11 protein-coding genes are annotated in these 15,245 nt (G+C 71.0%); 5 read left to right on the top strand and 6 right to left on the bottom strand.

Features of this window, described 5'->3' with window-relative positions:
- Window positions 1–60 precede the first annotated feature (60 nt).
- The 3 genes from INT51_RS09550 to INT51_RS09540 all read right to left on the bottom strand — a co-directional run bounded on the left by INT51_RS09550 (window position 61) and on the right by INT51_RS09540 (window position 5,044).
- The gene (locus INT51_RS09550; RefSeq protein WP_193105071.1) at window positions 61–1,680 is read right to left on the bottom strand and encodes an HNH endonuclease signature motif containing protein; all 1,620 of its coding nucleotides are present in this window, start codon (window positions 1,678–1,680) and stop codon (window positions 61–63) included.
- Between the two features lie 170 nt (window positions 1,681–1,850).
- Entirely contained in the window at window positions 1,851–4,415 is a 2,565-nt protein-coding gene (locus INT51_RS09545) for an excinuclease ABC subunit UvrA (protein WP_193105070.1), read from the bottom strand.
- 23 nt (window positions 4,416–4,438) lie between these two features.
- Window positions 4,439–5,044 carry a pyridoxamine 5'-phosphate oxidase family protein gene (locus tag INT51_RS09540; RefSeq protein WP_193105069.1) on the bottom strand — a complete coding sequence of 202 codons (606 nt, stop codon included), beginning with the start codon at window positions 5,042–5,044 and terminating at the stop codon, window positions 4,439–4,441.
- 197 nt (window positions 5,045–5,241) lie between these two features.
- Between INT51_RS09540 and INT51_RS09535 the strand changes: the two genes are divergently transcribed.
- Together INT51_RS09535 and INT51_RS09530 are read left to right on the top strand one after the other, a co-directional pair.
- Complete coding sequence (locus INT51_RS09535) at window positions 5,242–5,613, top strand: DUF485 domain-containing protein (RefSeq protein ID WP_193105068.1); 372 nt, start codon at window positions 5,242–5,244, stop codon at window positions 5,611–5,613.
- Window positions 5,613–7,199 (top strand): cation acetate symporter, encoded by a 1,587-nt coding sequence (locus tag INT51_RS09530; protein WP_193105067.1) that lies wholly within the window; start codon window positions 5,613–5,615, stop codon window positions 7,197–7,199. Before INT51_RS09535 ends, INT51_RS09530 begins: the two co-directional genes overlap by 1 nt.
- Window positions 7,200–7,410: 211 nt before the next feature.
- On the opposite strand, the gene INT51_RS09525 is transcribed toward INT51_RS09530, so the two are convergent.
- From INT51_RS09525 to INT51_RS09515, 3 genes are all read right to left on the bottom strand, one after another.
- Window positions 7,411–8,340 carry a hypothetical protein gene (locus tag INT51_RS09525; protein WP_193105066.1) on the bottom strand — a complete coding sequence of 310 codons (930 nt, stop codon included), beginning with the start codon at window positions 8,338–8,340 and terminating at the stop codon, window positions 7,411–7,413.
- Window positions 8,341–8,507: 167 nt separating this feature from the next.
- Window positions 8,508–8,942, bottom strand: coding sequence for an OsmC family peroxiredoxin (locus tag INT51_RS09520; RefSeq protein WP_193105065.1), 435 nt, complete (start codon window positions 8,940–8,942; stop codon window positions 8,508–8,510).
- A gap of 298 nt (window positions 8,943–9,240) precedes the next feature.
- Entirely contained in the window at window positions 9,241–11,172 is a 1,932-nt protein-coding gene (locus INT51_RS09515) for a solute carrier family 23 protein (RefSeq protein ID WP_193105064.1), read from the bottom strand.
- Between the two features lie 329 nt (window positions 11,173–11,501).
- Here INT51_RS09515 and INT51_RS09510 point away from each other — a divergent pair, with 329 nt between their 5' ends.
- The 3 genes from INT51_RS09510 (at window position 11,502) to INT51_RS09500 (ending at window position 15,238) form a co-directional block, all read left to right on the top strand.
- Entirely contained in the window at window positions 11,502–12,797 is a 1,296-nt protein-coding gene (locus tag INT51_RS09510; RefSeq protein WP_304502136.1) for an MFS transporter, read from the top strand.
- Window positions 12,798–12,901: 104 nt separating this feature from the next.
- Entirely contained in the window at window positions 12,902–13,714 is an 813-nt protein-coding gene (locus tag INT51_RS09505) for an alpha/beta hydrolase (protein ID WP_193105062.1), read from the top strand.
- Between the two features lie 129 nt (window positions 13,715–13,843).
- Window positions 13,844–15,238: an MBL fold metallo-hydrolase gene (locus tag INT51_RS09500; protein WP_193105061.1), complete on the top strand. Its 1,395-nt coding sequence runs from the start codon at window positions 13,844–13,846 to the stop codon at window positions 15,236–15,238.
- Window positions 15,239–15,245 lie beyond the last annotated feature (7 nt).

Genomic DNA, 15,245 nt, shown 5'->3' with positions numbered 1-15,245 from the left:
GATGATCGCGAGGCGAGGCGGCTCTCCGCTCACGCCGCGCGGGCGATTCATCCGCGCACGTCAGGCGGCCAGCTCCACGACGCTCTGGCAGAGGGCGTCCACGCAGTCCGCGAGCCGGAAGCCGGCGCCCCCGGTGGTCGCGGCGATCCGCTCAGGGTCGGCCTTGGGCGGCGGCGCGGAGCCGGTTGAATCGCTGGATCCGGTGGTGCCGTCGTCTGCCGTGCTGATGCTGGTGCTGCTGCGGATCGAGAGATGTTCGAGCATGGCAGGCCATCGTGCCTGGACGGGCCGTCCGTCGGAGTCGACCACTTCGAAGCGACGCCGCAGCGGAGTCGTGGAGGTGGCGTCGAGGACCAGTCGTAGACCGCCCTCGTGGACCATCACGTGGTGGCGACGGCACAGCAGGGCGAGTCCTTCGATGTCGGTGGGGCCTCCCTCCGACCAGGGGACGGTGTGGTGGGCATCGAGATGCTGGGACTGGTGGCAGCCCGGGAAGGCGCAGGTGGTGTCGCGCAGGCGCAGGGCGCGGCGCTGAGCCCGCGAAGCCAGCCGTCGTGACCTGCCCAGGTGGAGGATCTCGCCCCCGGCGTCGGTGATCGTGATCGCGACCTTGCCGGTGCAAACCAGGCGCTCGGCGGTGCGTACCTCCAGTGGGCCCATCCCGAGCACTCCGCAGCGGTCGGGCGTTCCCGCGGGAACGTCGGGAGCGGCCGGAGCAGCTGGAAGTGCCCGGGGGACGACGGTGGGAGGAGGAGTCGTGCCCGAAGATTCCTCGATGCTCCGAGCCGTCGGGGCGAGGGAGGTATCGGCCGTAGCTGCCGAGGGCAAAGGCGTTCCCGCGGGAACGTCGTCGACGAGCGCTTCGGCGCTGACCTGAACGATCACCAGGTGGCGGTCCTCGCCTGAGCGATCATCCGGCTCCGTGTCGAGGAAGGTGCGCGCGATGCTCACCAGGGCGTCGGCCTTGCGCTGCTCGAAGGTCGGGGTGGAAGTGATCTGGGCGGCGCGCTCGGTGGCGTCGTTCTCCTGGAGCGGATCTGCCTGCGAGGGATCGGCGTACGCGGGATCCACCTCCTCGGGGTCGGTGCCATCGCGATCCAGGGCGAGATCGAGCGCGGTGATCACCTCGGCACCCATCTCGGCGGGGAGCACCGCGCGGATCTCGATCATGCCGTCGTCGCGAACCTGCCAGCGGGCTTGACGTACGGCGTCCTGGCCGAGCCTGCTGCCATCGACCGCGCGGAACGAGGAGATGGTGCGGGCCAGCTGCGAGGCCGTCATCGAGCGGGCGAGCTCGACGAGGAGGGTCTCGTCGACCCGATCGGCGACCCGGGTGATCTCGCGGACCTTCGAGTAGGACAGGCGCCCGGCGCGGAATTCGGTCACAGCGGCCGGCATCGACGGCAGCGCCCGGGCCACCCGGACGTGCTCGCGGGCGGTGCCGGGTGACATCGAGCAGGACCAGGCCAGCCAGTGCGCGGTCGACTTCAGGCCGACGAACCAGCCCACCCCGTTGCGGGCATCGAAGTCCCCGACCATCAGCAGCAGCTCGCACGTGGCCTCGGCGATCACCGCGGCCTGCTGCTGAACGCGTTCGCCGAGCGACTCGGCATCGGGGCGCGTGAGTGGGGCGAGGGGGACACCCTCGGGAGGTCTCGGGGGTGGTGGGATGTGGGTCATCGCGGTCTCCAACCGACGTCGGCTCTGATCGTCGGTCCCAGTCCATCAGAGGGGTGTGACAGACGAAGCACGACCTCGCGATGACCCCAGGTGAAGCCCCTCGGTTTCCCTGCCGCTGGCTGGCCCGAGCCGGTGCCCGGGTCGACGCGCAGGTCAGTTCGGCGAACGGCTCAGTGTCGTTCGCCGCGGGCTGCACGGTTCAGCTCGGCGCCGGTCACGCTGCCGGGCTCCGCGGCGATCTGCGCCGGGGCGCCCTGGGCCACGATCCGCCCGCCCTTGTCGCCGGCGCCCGGGCCCATGTCGATCACGTGATCGCACTGCGCGATCACGCGCTGGTCGTGCTCGACGACGACCACGCTCTGGCCGGCGTCCACGAGCCGGTTCAGCTCGATGGCCAGCAGGTCCACGTCGGCCGGGTGGAGCCCTGAGGTCGGTTCGTCCAGCAGGTACATGCTGTGTCCGCGCACGGTCCGCTGCAGCTCGGAGGCCAGTTTGATCCGCTGCGCCTCGCCGCCGGAGAGCTCGGTGGCGGGCTGTCCCAGCGTGAGGTACCCGAGCCCGATCGCCACCAGCGCGTCCAGCGCCCGGGAGATCCGAGGGTCCTCGGCGAACACGCCGCGGGCACGGGCGACGCTCAGATCCAGCACCTCGGCGATGGTCAGGCCCTCCCAGCGCACCTCGAGGGTCTCCGGGTTGTACCGGGTGCCGCGGCAGCGCGGGCACGTCGCGTACGAACCGGGCAGGAAGACCAGCTCGACCTCGATGTGGCCGGTGCCGCTGCATTCGGGGCAGCGGCCCTCGGCGACGTTGTAGGAGAAGCGGCCCACGCCCCACCCGCGCCGACCGGCCTCCGAAGTATCGGCGAACAGCCGCCGCACCCGGTCGAACAGCCCCGTGTAGGTCGCCAGGCACGAGCGCGGGGTGCGGCCGATCGGCTTCTGCGTGATGTGCACGAGACGGTCGATGCCCTCGGCGCCGCGCACCGCGGCGTACCGCACCTGATCGTCGAGGATGCCGTCGAGCCCGGCGGGGGAGAGCTCGGGCTCCCCGTCGGCCGCCGGATCCGGATCATCGGCCACCGTGGTGCGCACATGCTCGCCGAGCACCGTGCCGAGCGCGTGGGTGACCAGGGTGCTCTTGCCCGCGCCGGAGACGCCGGTGACCGCGGTGAAGGCGCCGAGCGGAAGGCGCAGGTCGACGTCCCGAAGAGTGCGGGCCGTCAGAGCGTCGATCTCGAGCAGGCCGCGTGGCGCGCGTGCCTCGTCCGCGCTCTTCAGGGTGAGGAGGCCGGGGGTCAGGTAGCGGGCGGTGACCGAGTCCTTCGCCTCGCTGAGACCCTCGGCGACGCCCGAGTACAGCACGTCGCCGCCGTCGGTGCCCGCGCCGGGGCCGACGTCGAGGATCCAGTCCGCATCGGCCACCATCGTCATGTCGTGCTCGACCAGCAGCACCGAGTTCCCCTCGGCGAGGAAGGTGTCCAGCAGGTGCCGCAGCACGCCCTTCTCGCTCGGATGCAGTCCGGCCGACGGCTCGTCGAGCACGTAGGCGACGCCGAACAGTCCCGAGCGCAGCTGTGATGCCAGGCGCAGGCGCTGCAGCTCGCCGGTGGACAGAGTGCGGGCGGGTCGGTCCAGGGCGAGGTGACCGAGGCCGAGGCCGACGATGGTGCGCAGCACCGGCAGCACAGTGGGCAGCAGGATCCGCTCGGCCTCGTCCTCCGGCGAGCTCTCCGTGGCGGGCAGCGCGTCGGAGCGCTCTGTCAGCTGAGCCAGCAGATCGTCCAGGGGCATCGCGGTCAGCTGCCAGATCGGCAGGCCGAGGTAGGTGACGCGCAGCGCGTCGGGCCCCAGGCGATGCCCGTCGCACAGTGGGCAGGTGCCGACGGCGAAGTGCGTGAGCGCGCGACGCCGGGAGGACTCGGCCTTCGCCGTGGAGACCGCATCGCGCAGATACTTCTCGACGCTGCGCCACTGCCCGCGATAGGAACCCTGGGCCTGATGGGGGTCGCGATGCGGGTGGACGGTGACGACCGGCTGCTCATCGGTGTGCAGGATCCACACGCGGGTCTCCTCCGGCAGATCGCGCCAGGGACGATGGGTGTCGATGCCGAGGGTGGCGAGGATGTCCCGGAAGTTCTTGCCCAGCCAGGCGCCGGGCCAGGCGGCGACCGCGCCGTCCTCGATGGACAGCGAGGGGTCCGGCACCATCGAGGACTCCACCGGTTCGCGCAGAACACCGGCGCCGTGGCAGCGGGGGCAGGCGCCGTCGGGCGTGTTCGGGGAGAAGAAGTCCGAGGTCAGGCGGCCGCCGTGGAGGGAGGATTCCTGCTCGAGCACGTCGGGCGGATGGTCGCCGGAGCGCGAGTACAGCAGGCGGATCGAGTTGGAGAGGTTCGTGGTGGTGCCGACGGTCGAGCGGGCGCCGCCGACGGTGGTGCGCTGCTCGAGGGCGACCGTCGGCGGCATCCCGGTCACCGCGTCCACCCGCGGGTCCACGGCGCTGCCGATCAGGCGCCGGGCGAAAGGGGCGACGGACTCGAGGTAGCGGCGCTGGGACTCGCCGTGGATGGTCCCGAAGGCGAGGGAGGACTTCCCGGAGCCGGAGATGCCGGTGAACGCGACGAGCCGGCCGCGTGGCAGATCGACGTCCACGTTCCGCAGGTTGTGCAGACCGGCGCCGCGGACGTGCACGTAGCCGTCGTCGGCGCCGGTCAGGAAGAGGTCGGGGGAGTCCATGACGTCAACGTAGCAAGCGCCCCTCAGAGGTCGCCCGCGCCCAGGACGTCCCCGGCGGCAGACCGGGCGCCCGGGTGCCCGGCGGCGCGGGATTCGACCTGCCTCCAGGGCGCGCCCGGCACTCGCTCCAGCCGGGCCGTGCGCCGGCCGAAGGGCTCGGGGGCGATCACCGCCAGCCCGTCCCAGACCTCCATCGCGGTGGGTGTGCAGACGATGTTCACGAAGTCCGGACCGGGCCCGTCGGGCCAGAACGCTCGCCAGAACCCGGGGAACCGCGCGCGCTCCGTGGGATCGGCGATGCGGGCATCGCATTCGAGGGTCACGCAGGCGCGGCGGCGATCGTCCTCGTAGACGAGCAGGCAGCGTCCAGTACGGGTGATCTGCTCGACCTTGCGGCTGCGGGGATCGGTGCCGAGCCAGATCTCGCCGCCGGGCCTGGGCCGCAACGGGGCCACGACGCGCGCCGAGGGCCCCTCCTCCCCGGAGGTCACCACCAAGCAGTACGACTTCTTCGCGATCAACTGCCAGGCCCGGGCGGCGATCGCCCGCGGATCGCTGAGTCGGCGCGAGAGCGCCCGGCGTCGGTAGATCGTGCCCATTCGTGCATGCAGTGCGGAGCGTTGTCCCATGCAGGGGAACCTAGGGCGCTCGACTGCGGGCCACCAGAGGCTTTCGTCCTCGAGATGCAGGTCCCCGTCGTTCTCACCCCGTGCCCGCACCCACGCCCACGTGACGACGTGACAGCCATCACGACTGCTACGGTCTCCTGGAGCCCCGGGTTTCCCCCGTGCCGGGGCCGTGAGAGCAGAACGAAGGAGTTGTGCCCGTGACCTCCCCTCCCCAGGGATCCTCCGGACCCGCCCCGGATCCCGTCGACCCGCAAGCCCCCTCGCCCGAGCAGTTCCTCGCGGTCCAGCAGTCCGAGGAGTTCGCCGGCCTGCGCCGCAGTTTCCGCGGCTTCGCGATCCCGATGACCGTCGCGTTCCTGGTCTGGTACCTGGCCTACGTGCTGCTGTCGACCTACGCCGAGGGCTTCATGTCGATCCAGGTGCTGGGCCTGCTGAACATCGGGATCATCCTCGGGTTCAGCCAGTTCCTCATGACCTTCCTGATCACGTGGCTGTACATCCGCCACGCGAACAAGTCCCTGGACCCGGTCTCCACCCGGATCCGCGAAGAGCTCGAGGGGGTCAACTGATGGAATTCGGCAATCCTGTCCTGAACATCTCGATCTTCCTGGTCTTCGTCGTCGTCACCCTGGTGGTCGTCATCCGGGTCTCGAAGACGACGACCAAGGCCAGCGACTTCTACCACGGCGGTCGCAGCTTCTCCGGGCGCCAGAACGGCATCGCCATCGCCGGCGACTACCTCTCGGCCGCCTCTTTCCTCGGCATCGTCGGCGCCGTCGCCCTCTACGGCTACGACGGTCTGCTGTACTCCGTGGGCTTCCTGGTCGCCTGGCTGGTGGCGCTGCTGCTGGTCGCCGAGCCGCTGCGCAACACCGGCAAGTACACGATGGCCGACGTGCTCAGCTTCCGCATGCGCCAGCGCCCCGTGCGCACCGCCGCCGCGACCTCGACTCTCGCCGTCACCTTCTTCTACCTGCTCGCCCAGATGGCCGGCGCCGGGGCCCTGGTGTCCCTGCTGATCGGGATCGAGGGCCGCGTGGGCCAGTCGCTCGTGATCGCCGTGGTGGGCTTCGTGATGATCGCCTACGTGCTGATCGGCGGGATGAAGGGCACCACCTGGGTGCAGATCATCAAGGCGGTGCTGCTGATCTCCGCCGTCGGCGTCACCACCGTGTGGATCCTCGCCCTGAACAACTTCAACCTCTCGGAGGTGCTCGGCCAGGCCGTTGATTCCCATCCGGAAGGCTCCGCGATCCTCGAGCCGATGCTCCAGTACGGCACCTCGGGTGCCTCCAAGCTGGGCTTCGTCTCCCTCGCGATCGCGCTCGTGTTCGGCGCCGCCGGGCTTCCCCACGTGTTGATGCGCTTCTACACGGTCCCCACCGCGAAGGAGGCCCGACGCTCGGTGGTCTGGGCGATCGCCCTGATCGGCTTCTTCTACCTGTGCACCTTGGTGCTCGGCTTCGGGGCCGTCTACCTGGTCGGCGTGGACACGATCGCTGAACTCCCCGGCGGTTCGAACTCCGCGGCCCCGGCGCTCGCCTACGCCGTCGGCGGCACGGTGCTGATGGGCATCATCTCCGCGGTGGCGTTCGCGACCATCCTCGCGGTGGTGGCCGGTCTGACGATCACGGCCTCCGCCTCCTTCGCCCACGACATCTACAACGGCGTCATCAAGCGCGGCGCCGCCGACCCGAAGAAGGAGATCGCCGTCGCCCGGCGCACTGCCGTCGTGATCGGCGCGGTCTCGATCGTCGGCGGCATCCTCGCCGCCGAGCAGAATGTCGCGTTCCTGGTCTCGCTGGCCTTCGCGATCGCGGCCAGCGCGAACCTGCCCTCGATCCTGTACTCGCTGTACTGGAAGCGGTTCAACACCCGCGGCTCTGTCTGGAGCATCTACGGCGGCCTGTTCAGCGCCCTGTTCCTCATCACGTTCTCCCCGGTGGTCTCCGGTGCCGAGAACGCGATGATCCCGGGTGCGGACTTCGCCTGGTTCCCGTTGACGAACCCGGCGATCATCTCGGTGCCGCTGGGCTTCTTCCTCGGCTGGCTCGGCTCGGTGACCTCCTCGGAGCGCAACGAGCTCAAGCAGGCCGAGATGGAGGTGCGCTCCATGACCGGGGCCGGTTCCGAGAAGGCGACCGTCGAGCACTGATCCGGCCGACGACCCGTCGCCCGTACGTGCGCGGGCTCAGCCAGTTCGGCCAGTTCGCCAGTTCTGCGCCCGTGAGGACCGATCCCTCGCAGGACATCGGTCCTCACGGGCGCAGAACTCTGCTCAGGCTCACGCTGCTGGGCTGGGCTGGGCTGGGCTGGGCTGGGCTGGGCTGGGCGGTGTGGTGTGGTGTGGGGTGGCGCCGTGGCGGTCAGGCCAGGCGCAGCCCGGACTCCGGCCGGGTCGCCCGATCGTGCAGGTCGATGATCTGCTGCTCGACTTCCTCCGGGGCCGGCCCGGTGGTCGCGAGCAGGCGGCACACGGCGACGTCCTGAGAGGCGTCCCGGTAGCGCTGCACCCAGGCGCGGTGCACGTCGTCGGCGGAGGTGCGGGTGCCGAGGGATTCGAAGCGGTCCACCTCGATCCGCCAGGGCTTCGGAGTCAGGCGTGCCCGGTACGTGTCATGGACGCGACACAGGGTCATGTAGAGCTCGTCACTGCGCACCTGGCCCATGAGCTCCCGCGCCCGGTCGCTGCGAGGCGCGGCGCCGCTGCCGGTGATCAGCAGGCGGAAGCCGTTGCGGGTGCGGTAGGTGCGCACGCCGAGCTCCGGATGGCGCGCGCAGAAGGCGTCGATCAGGCGCAGTGTCTCGGCATGATGATCGCCGCGGCGATGGAAGCCCTGGAACCCGAAGGCATCGGGATCTGCTTCTGCTGCCGGCAGCGGCTCCGGGGCGTTGCCGAACAGCCGTGAGAGGAAGCTGCCGCGGGGGTCCTGCGCACGGTCCAGTGACGACGGCTCGATGAGGTCGACGTCGCTGATCAGCATGGCATCGGTGTTCAGCACCGCGGCGCCGTATCGGTTACGGGTGATCGCGGCGATCAAGGCTCCGTCCGGGGAGCGGATCTCCTCGAGCAGCTCCTCCGGCAGACGTCGGTCCGGGTAGTACTCGCGGTCCCTGTCGCTCCATCGCCCGGGCCCGCCCGTGGCCACGAGGCGGTCGAATCGCAAGCGGGCGTCACGCCGGGCATCGTCGGGAGACAGGTCCGAGGAGCCATGGATCGTGAGATCGAGTTCCCGGGAGTCGGGCAGGGTGACGACCTCGTGGATGGTGGCCCAGTGGCGAGGGATCGGCTGCATGCCCCGACCGTAACGCCTCCCGCCCGACTGCCCCGCCTGACGCCTGCCCCACCGTGCCCTGGTCGGCGACTCGGCACGCGATGGGCGGCCGAGGACCGGTGCCTGCCATGGCACCGGTCCTCAGCCGCCCATCGGGGAGTGATGCTCCGTGGGAGGAGGCGTGGGGCTCAGCTCAGGGTGGCGTTCAGCGTGATATCCACGCCTGACAGGGCCTTCGAGACGGGGCAGTTCGCCTTGGCGTCCTCCGCGAGGCGCTGGAAGTCGGCATCCTCGATGCCGGGCACGGTCGCCGAGACCGTCAGCTCGATGCCGGTGATGCCCTCGGCGGCGTTGAAGGAGACCGCGGCCGAGCTGTCGACCTGGGTGGGCGGGGTGTCGTTCTCCGCGAGACCGTTCGAGAAGGCCATCGAGTAGCAGGTGGCGAGGGCGGCGCCGATCAGCTCCTCGGGAGAGGTGGTGCCCTGTCCCGACTCCTCGGAGCGTGCCTTCCAATGGACCGGGAGGGACGCGAGCTGGGACGTCTCCAGGCTGGTGGTGCCGCTTCCGGAGAGCAGGTCTCCCTGCCACGTGGTGTTCGCCGTGCTGGTGATCGTGCGGGGCATGACTCCTCCTGAGGTGGGTGCTCACCCTCGCGATGCCGCCAGGGCGCTCAGCACCCACGCTAGCCTCGTCCGCCCCCTGCGTCGATGGCACGACCCCGCGCGACCCGACGACCCGCGCGTACAAAAATGTCCCCGGAGGACCGATGTGCGGCGTCGCATCGGTCCTCCGGGGACATTTTCGAAGCGTGCGGCGTCCGGCGTCCGGCGTTCGGCGTGCGGGGCCGGCGTCCGGCGTTCGGCGTGCGGGGACCGGGGCCGACGGCCGGACACGGGCGAGCGGCGGCCCGGGGGCGGGTGCTTACTGGAGCGACTCGAACTTGCGGGCCCACGCGGAACCGACCGGGTTCGCATCGGCGACCATGATCACGAAACGGTCCCCGGCGATCTCGACGACCTCGGTCAGCGCCACACGTCGCTCCTGCTCGAGGGAGTGGTCCAGGCGGCGCACACCGTCCTCGACGATGTGGCGGAAGGAGTCGGCGCGACCCAGGAATGCCACGAACGGCAGGTCGAACTTCTCGGTGTAGTGGGCGGAGAGCTCGCGCACCTCCTCGACGTCGCCGTCGGTGAGGTTCTCCAGAGCGAAGGAGCCGACATCCTGGCTGATCACCCCGGCCTCCTCCTCGTTCGCCGTGACCAGCGTGGCCATGTCCGGGTAGGCGGAGACGAGCGCGTCCTGCTCCTCGCGCTCGGCGGTCAGCACCGCGTCCTCGAGGGCGGCGCGCAGGGCGGGGGCGTCGGCGAAGGGCTGCGACTCCCAGGCTCGCTCGAGCGGCCAGGTGGCGCCGTTGAACAGGGAGCCGAAGGTGGACACGAACGTCTCGCGATCCATCTCGTTCACGTCGTCGATGCCGATGCGCTCGCCGGCGGCGGTCGTGGTGACCATCGCGCCGCGCTGGCCGCCGATGTGGAAGAACAGCAGGTTCAGCACGATCGCGGTGAGCGCGCCGACGGTCACGCCCGAGGAGACGAACACCTGCGCCCACGCGGGGAACACCCCGGCGATGTCCGGCTTGAAGCTGACCAGCATGGCCAGGCCCAGTGCGGTGCCGACGATGACGGAGTTGCGGTTGTCCGTCAGGTCAACCTTCGACAGGGTCTGGATGCCGACGAGGGCCACCGAGGCGAACAGTGCGAGGGACGCTCCGCCCAGGACAGGGGAGGGGATCGCCTCGACCACGGCGCCCGCCTTCGGGAGAACGCCGAGCACGATCATGAGCACGCCGGCCCCGGCGACCACCCAGCGGGACTTCACGCGGGTCAGGCGCACCAGGCCGATGTTCTGCGCGAAGCAGGTGTAGGGGAAGGAGTTCAGGACGCCTCCCAGCAGGGTGGAGAGGCCGTCGGCCCGGATCGCGGCGCTGATGTTCTTGGGGCGGATGCGCTTGCCGACGATCTCGCCGGCGGCGAAGACGTCGCCGGTGGTCTCGACCATCGTGATCAGCATGACGATGATCATCGAGATGATCGCGGTCAGCGAGAAGGTGGGGATGCCGAAGTAGAAGGGCGTGGTGACGCCGAAGGCGGAGGCCTCCGTGACGCCGCTGAACGAGGTGTCGCCCAGCAGGACTGCGACCGCGGTGCCGATCACCAGGCCCAGCAGCACGGCGATGGTGCCGAGGAACCCGCGGAAGAAGCGCTGCACCAGCACGATGATCGCCAGGGTGCCCAGTGCGTAGGCGATGTCGCGGCCGGCCGGGGTGCCCTCGGCGTAGTTGGTGATGTCCCCGGCCGAGACGCCCAGCAGCGTGATGCCCATGGTGGTCAGCACCGTGCCGATCACCACCGGCGGGAAGAACCGCAGGATCTTCGCGAAGTACGGCGCCACGAGGAAGGTGAACAGTCCCGCGACGATGATCGAGCCATAGATCATCGGCAGCCCCTCGGCGCCGCCCTCGCCGCCGGTCGCGGCCAGGCCGATCGCGATGATCGGGCTCACCGCCGTGGTGGTCACGCCCTGGATGATCGGCAGGCGCACGCCCACCTTCCAGAAGCCCACCGACTGGATCAGCGTCGCGATGCCGCAGGTGAACAGGTCGGCGTTGATGAGGTGGATGGTCTGCTCAGCTGTCAGGCCCAGGCCCGAGGCGATCAGCAGCGGGACGATCACCGCGCCGGCGTAGAAGGCGAGCACATGCTGGATGGACAGCACGGTGAGCCGGGCAGGCGGCGGGACCTGGTCCACGGGGTGCGTGCGGGGCGCATCGAGCGCGGGGGTGGCGGTGGTCATGGGCCGTCCTTGAGGATCCGTCGGCGACGAGGAGACGAGATCTGAGCAGAAGAGGGATGTACGGGGCACTGCAGGGGAGGCGAGGGACGGGGAAGGGCCTCGCGGAGAGGAGCTGTGGACGGCGCACGGTGCGCGGGGTGACGCGCAGGCCCGACCGCGCACCAGAGTAGGGCCCGCAGCGCCGGAGCCGCCGCCCAGGATCAGGGTTCGACCCCTTCGAGGCCGACGAAGGAGAGGCACCCCACGCGCGGCGGCGTCCCGAGGGCCGCTCGCGTGAGATTCGGGGGCAAACGGTGGCCCTTGCGCGGGCAGAGGTGTAGAAGGGAATGGTGAGCACCACCCCGCCCCCGAAGTCGCCGACCAGCACTCCCTCGACCGGCGCGACCTCAGCGCCCGATCCCGCGTCGGCCCCCGTATCCGATCCCGCCCCGACCCGCGCTCTCGCCCTCGGCGGGCTGCTCGCGGTCCTCGCCGTCGGCCTCATCGCACTGAACCTGCGCCCGGGAGCGACCAGCCTCGGGCCGCTGATGGAGCAGATCGTCGCCGCGTACGGGCAGGGGGCGATCGCCTCGGGCCTGCTCACCGCGCTGCCCTGCCTCGCCTTCGGCATCTTCGGCCTCCTGGCGGTGCCGATCTCCCGACGGCTGGGGCTGACCGGCTCCGTCGTCGCCGCCTTCGTGCTCGTCGCCCTCGGACTGCTGCTGCGCCCGACGGCAGGCAGCTTCGGGATGTTCCTCGCACTGTCCCTGCTGGTCCTCGTCGGTCCCGCGCTCGGCAATGTCATCGTCCCGGCCTGGATCAAGCAGCACGGGGGAGCGCGCACCGTCGGCCTCATGACCCTGTACAGCGTGGTCCTCGCGCTCGGCGGCTCCGCCGGGGCGGCGCTCGCGGTGCCCCTGGCCGGCGCCGCGACCGACGGATGGCGCGACTCCCTCCAGTTCTGGGGGATGGTCGCCGTGATCCCGGTGGTGGTGTGGGCCATCGTGCTGACCCGGACCGGGCACGACTTCCCGCCCGCGCCGCCGAGCGGAGACCTTCCCGGGTCCCTGCTGCGCTCCCGGACCGCGATCGCGCTGACGATCATGTTCGGCCTGCAGTCCACGAACGCCTACACGCAGTTCGGCATGCTGCCCCAGATCCTCACCTCCTCCGGGCTCACCCCGGGGCGCGCCGGCATCACCGTCGCGGTGATCGCCGGCTGGGGGATCGTGGGCGGGCTGGTCATGCCCACTGTCATCGCGCGCTTCCGGCGTCTTCCCTGGCTGGTGGCGTGCTTCGGCCTGCTCACCACGATCGGCTACCTCGGGTTCTGGCTGGCTCCTGCGGCGAGCCCCCTGCTGTGGGCCTGCGTCCTGGGGGTCGGCGGTTTCGCCTTCCCCACCGCGATCGCGCTGATCCCCGCCCGCAGCCGGTCGGCGCGGGTGACCGCCCGCCTGTCCGGGATGGCGCAGCCGCTGGGCTACATCTTCGCCGCGCTGGGGCCGATCGCGGCCGGGGCGCTGCTGGATACGACCGGGTCGATCCCCCTGGTGCTGGGCTTCCTCGCCCTGACCGGGGTCGCCCTGTCGATCGCCGGGTATCGGGCGGCGCTGCCGCGGATGGTCGACGACGAACTCACCGCCTGAGCCGGGACCGAACTCCGGGCCGGGCCGGCCGAGCTCCGATCCCGGCGCCGAACCGGTCCGCGCACCGGTCTGGCCTGCACGGCGATTCATGGGAAGATGCCCCCATGAGCATCGTCCGCACGCTGCGCATCCTGGCCTCGCAGCGCCCCTCCATGCCCTCCCGCGCCGTGGCGGCGCCCGCTCGCGTGGAGCGACGGCGACACGGTCATGTGCCCGTGACCTGGATCGACGCGCACCTCGCCGCGACCGCCACGATCGTGCACCTGCACGGCGGCGGGCACGTGCGCGGCGAGAGCCCCAGCCACTGGAACTGGCTGGAGGAGGTGGGTCGGCGCTCCGGCGCGGCCGTCGCGATGATCCACTACCGGATGCCACCGAAGAATCCGTTCCCGGCCGCGATCGAGGACGTCCTGCGTGCTCTGGACGCGATGGGCGAGGAGTCCCTGCTGCGCCCCGGACGCTGGGTGCTCTCCGGCGACAGTTCCGGCGGAGGTCTCGCCCTGGCCGTCGCCCAGTCCCTCGCGCCGGCCGGCGGGGACACCCCTGCTCTGCTGATGCTCGAGTCCCCGTGGGCCGATCTCACCGCGCAGATCCGCGAGGAATCCGAGCTGGGCACGGCGGCCCGTCTCTACGCCGGTGCCGTGCCGGCCGAGAACCCGCGCATCAGCCCCCTGCTGGGCGACCTCGGCTCCCTGCCACCGGTGCACCTGGTCACTGGTGGTGGGGACGAGATCGTCGAGGACTCGCGCCGCCTGCACGCCGGCATCCTCGCCGCGGGAGGTGCGTCCGAGTACGTCGAGATGCCTGGGGAAGGCCATGACGTCGCGGTCTTCGGAGAGGGGCCCGGCGCGCAGGCCGCCCGTCGTGCGCAGATCGAGGCTGTCCGTCTCGGGCTGGGGCTTCGCGCGTCGGTCTGAGCCGCCGGAGGAGGTCGCGTCGCGTCCCGCGCCGTCCACTCCCGGCCACCGCGCATCCACCAAGCTGTGTGACGATATGTGTCGTCGGCCCGATCGCGGACCGACGACAGGTCGAGCGGAAGGCGCATCATGCTTCTCGAGAGGTTCTACGACACGGACCTGGCCCAGGCCAGCTATCTGATCGCCTCGACCGACGAGGGCCGCGCCGTCGTGGTCGACCCCCGCCGCGACGTGCAGGAGTACCTGGACCTCGCGACGAAGCACGGCCTGACCATCACCGATGTCACCGAGACCCATATCCACGCGGACTACCTCTCCGGTACTCGTGAGCTCGCCTCGGCCACCGGCGCCACGGTGCACGTCTCCGGGCACGGCGGCGCCGACTGGTCCTACGGCTACGACGCCCACCTCCTGCACGACGGCGACGAGATCGTGCTCGGCGAAGTGCGCCTGCGTGCCCTGTTCACCCCCGGGCACACCCCGGAGCACCTGAGCTACCTGGTCACCGACGGCGGCGTCGCGGACGAGCCCGGCTACCTGCTCTCGGGTGACTTCATCTTCGCCGGTGACCTGGGCCGGCCCGACCTGCTCGACGAGGTCGCCGGCGGCGAGGACACCCGCGAGGAGTCCGCCCGCACCATGTTCGCCTCACTGCGCGATCGCTTCGTGACGCTGCCGGACCATGTGCTGGTCTTCCCGGGCCATGGCGCGGGCTCTGCCTGCGGGAAGTCGCTCGGCGCGGTGCCGTCCACGACCGTCGGCTACGAGAAGCGGTTCGCCTGGTGGGCGCCGCTGGTGGCGGCCGACGAGGAGGACGCTTTCGTGGACCGTCTGCTGCACGGTCAGCCCGAGGCGCACGCCTACTTCGCGCGGATGAAACGCCAGAACCGCGACGGGCCCGCCGTGCGCGGGCCGGCGGAGCCCCTGGTCGAACTCGCTCCGGCCGACGCCGCGACCCGGCTCGCAGACGGCAGCGCGGTGCTGCTGGACACCCGCAGCCTCGAGGACGTCCACCGCAGCGCCGTGGTCGGCGCGCTCACGGTCCCCGCCGCCACCAGCCGCTCCACCTACGCCGCCTGGAGCTACGACCCCGAACGGGAGGCCACGCCGCTGATCCTGCTCGCACGGGACGCGACGCAGGCCGAGGAGCTGCGCGACAACCTGCTGCGGGTCGGGATCGACGCCGTCGGCGGATTCGTCACCTCCCTCGAGGGGCTGCCGTCGTTCACTCCCGAATCCGTCGCCCCGGCGGACCTCGCCGCGCATCCGCATGACCTGGTGCTCGACGTGCGCGGCCGCGATGAGCACGCGAACGGCGCCGTACCGGGCTCCCAGCAGCTCCACGGCGGGCGCGCCCTCTGGGAGCTCGAGAAGCTTCCCCAGGACGGCCGCATCGTCGTGTACTGCCAGTCCGGCCTGCGCGCCGGGGTGGTCTCCTCCGCTCTGCGTCGCGCCGGGTACGACATCACCGAGCTCGAGGGCAGCTACGCCGGGTGGTCGCGATGGACCGAGGCCGCTCGGTGACCTCCGG

This window comes from Brachybacterium sp. FME24, from assembly GCF_014897705.1.
Lineage (GTDB): Bacteria > Actinomycetota > Actinomycetes > Actinomycetales > Dermabacteraceae > Brachybacterium.
The sequence above is the reverse complement of the archived record's forward strand: the minus strand, read 5'-3'. Positions and strand labels throughout refer to the sequence as shown.

Bases quoted from the DNA above. Each gene is read 5' to 3' on its own strand.
- INT51_RS09545 (WP_193105070.1), bottom strand. From the start codon at position 4,415: ATGGACTCCCCCGACCTCTTCCTGACCGGCGCCGACGACGGCTACGTG.
- INT51_RS09530 (WP_193105067.1), top strand. From the start codon at position 5,613: ATGGAATTCGGCAATCCTGTCCTGAACATCTCGATCTTCCTGGTCTTC.
- INT51_RS09515 (WP_193105064.1), bottom strand. From the start codon at position 11,172: ATGACCACCGCCACCCCCGCGCTCGATGCGCCCCGCACGCACCCCGTG.
- INT51_RS09505 (WP_193105062.1), top strand. From the start codon at position 12,902: ATGAGCATCGTCCGCACGCTGCGCATCCTGGCCTCGCAGCGCCCCTCC.
- INT51_RS09500 (WP_193105061.1), top strand. From the start codon at position 13,844: ATGCTTCTCGAGAGGTTCTACGACACGGACCTGGCCCAGGCCAGCTAT.
- INT51_RS09540 (WP_193105069.1), bottom strand. From the start codon at position 5,044: ATGGGACAACGCTCCGCACTGCATGCACGAATGGGCACGATCTACCGA.
- INT51_RS09520 (WP_193105065.1), bottom strand. From the start codon at position 8,942: ATGCCCCGCACGATCACCAGCACGGCGAACACCACGTGGCAGGGAGAC.
- INT51_RS09525 (WP_193105066.1), bottom strand. From the start codon at position 8,340: ATGCAGCCGATCCCTCGCCACTGGGCCACCATCCACGAGGTCGTCACC.
- INT51_RS09550 (WP_193105071.1), bottom strand. From the start codon at position 1,680: ATGACCCACATCCCACCACCCCCGAGACCTCCCGAGGGTGTCCCCCTC.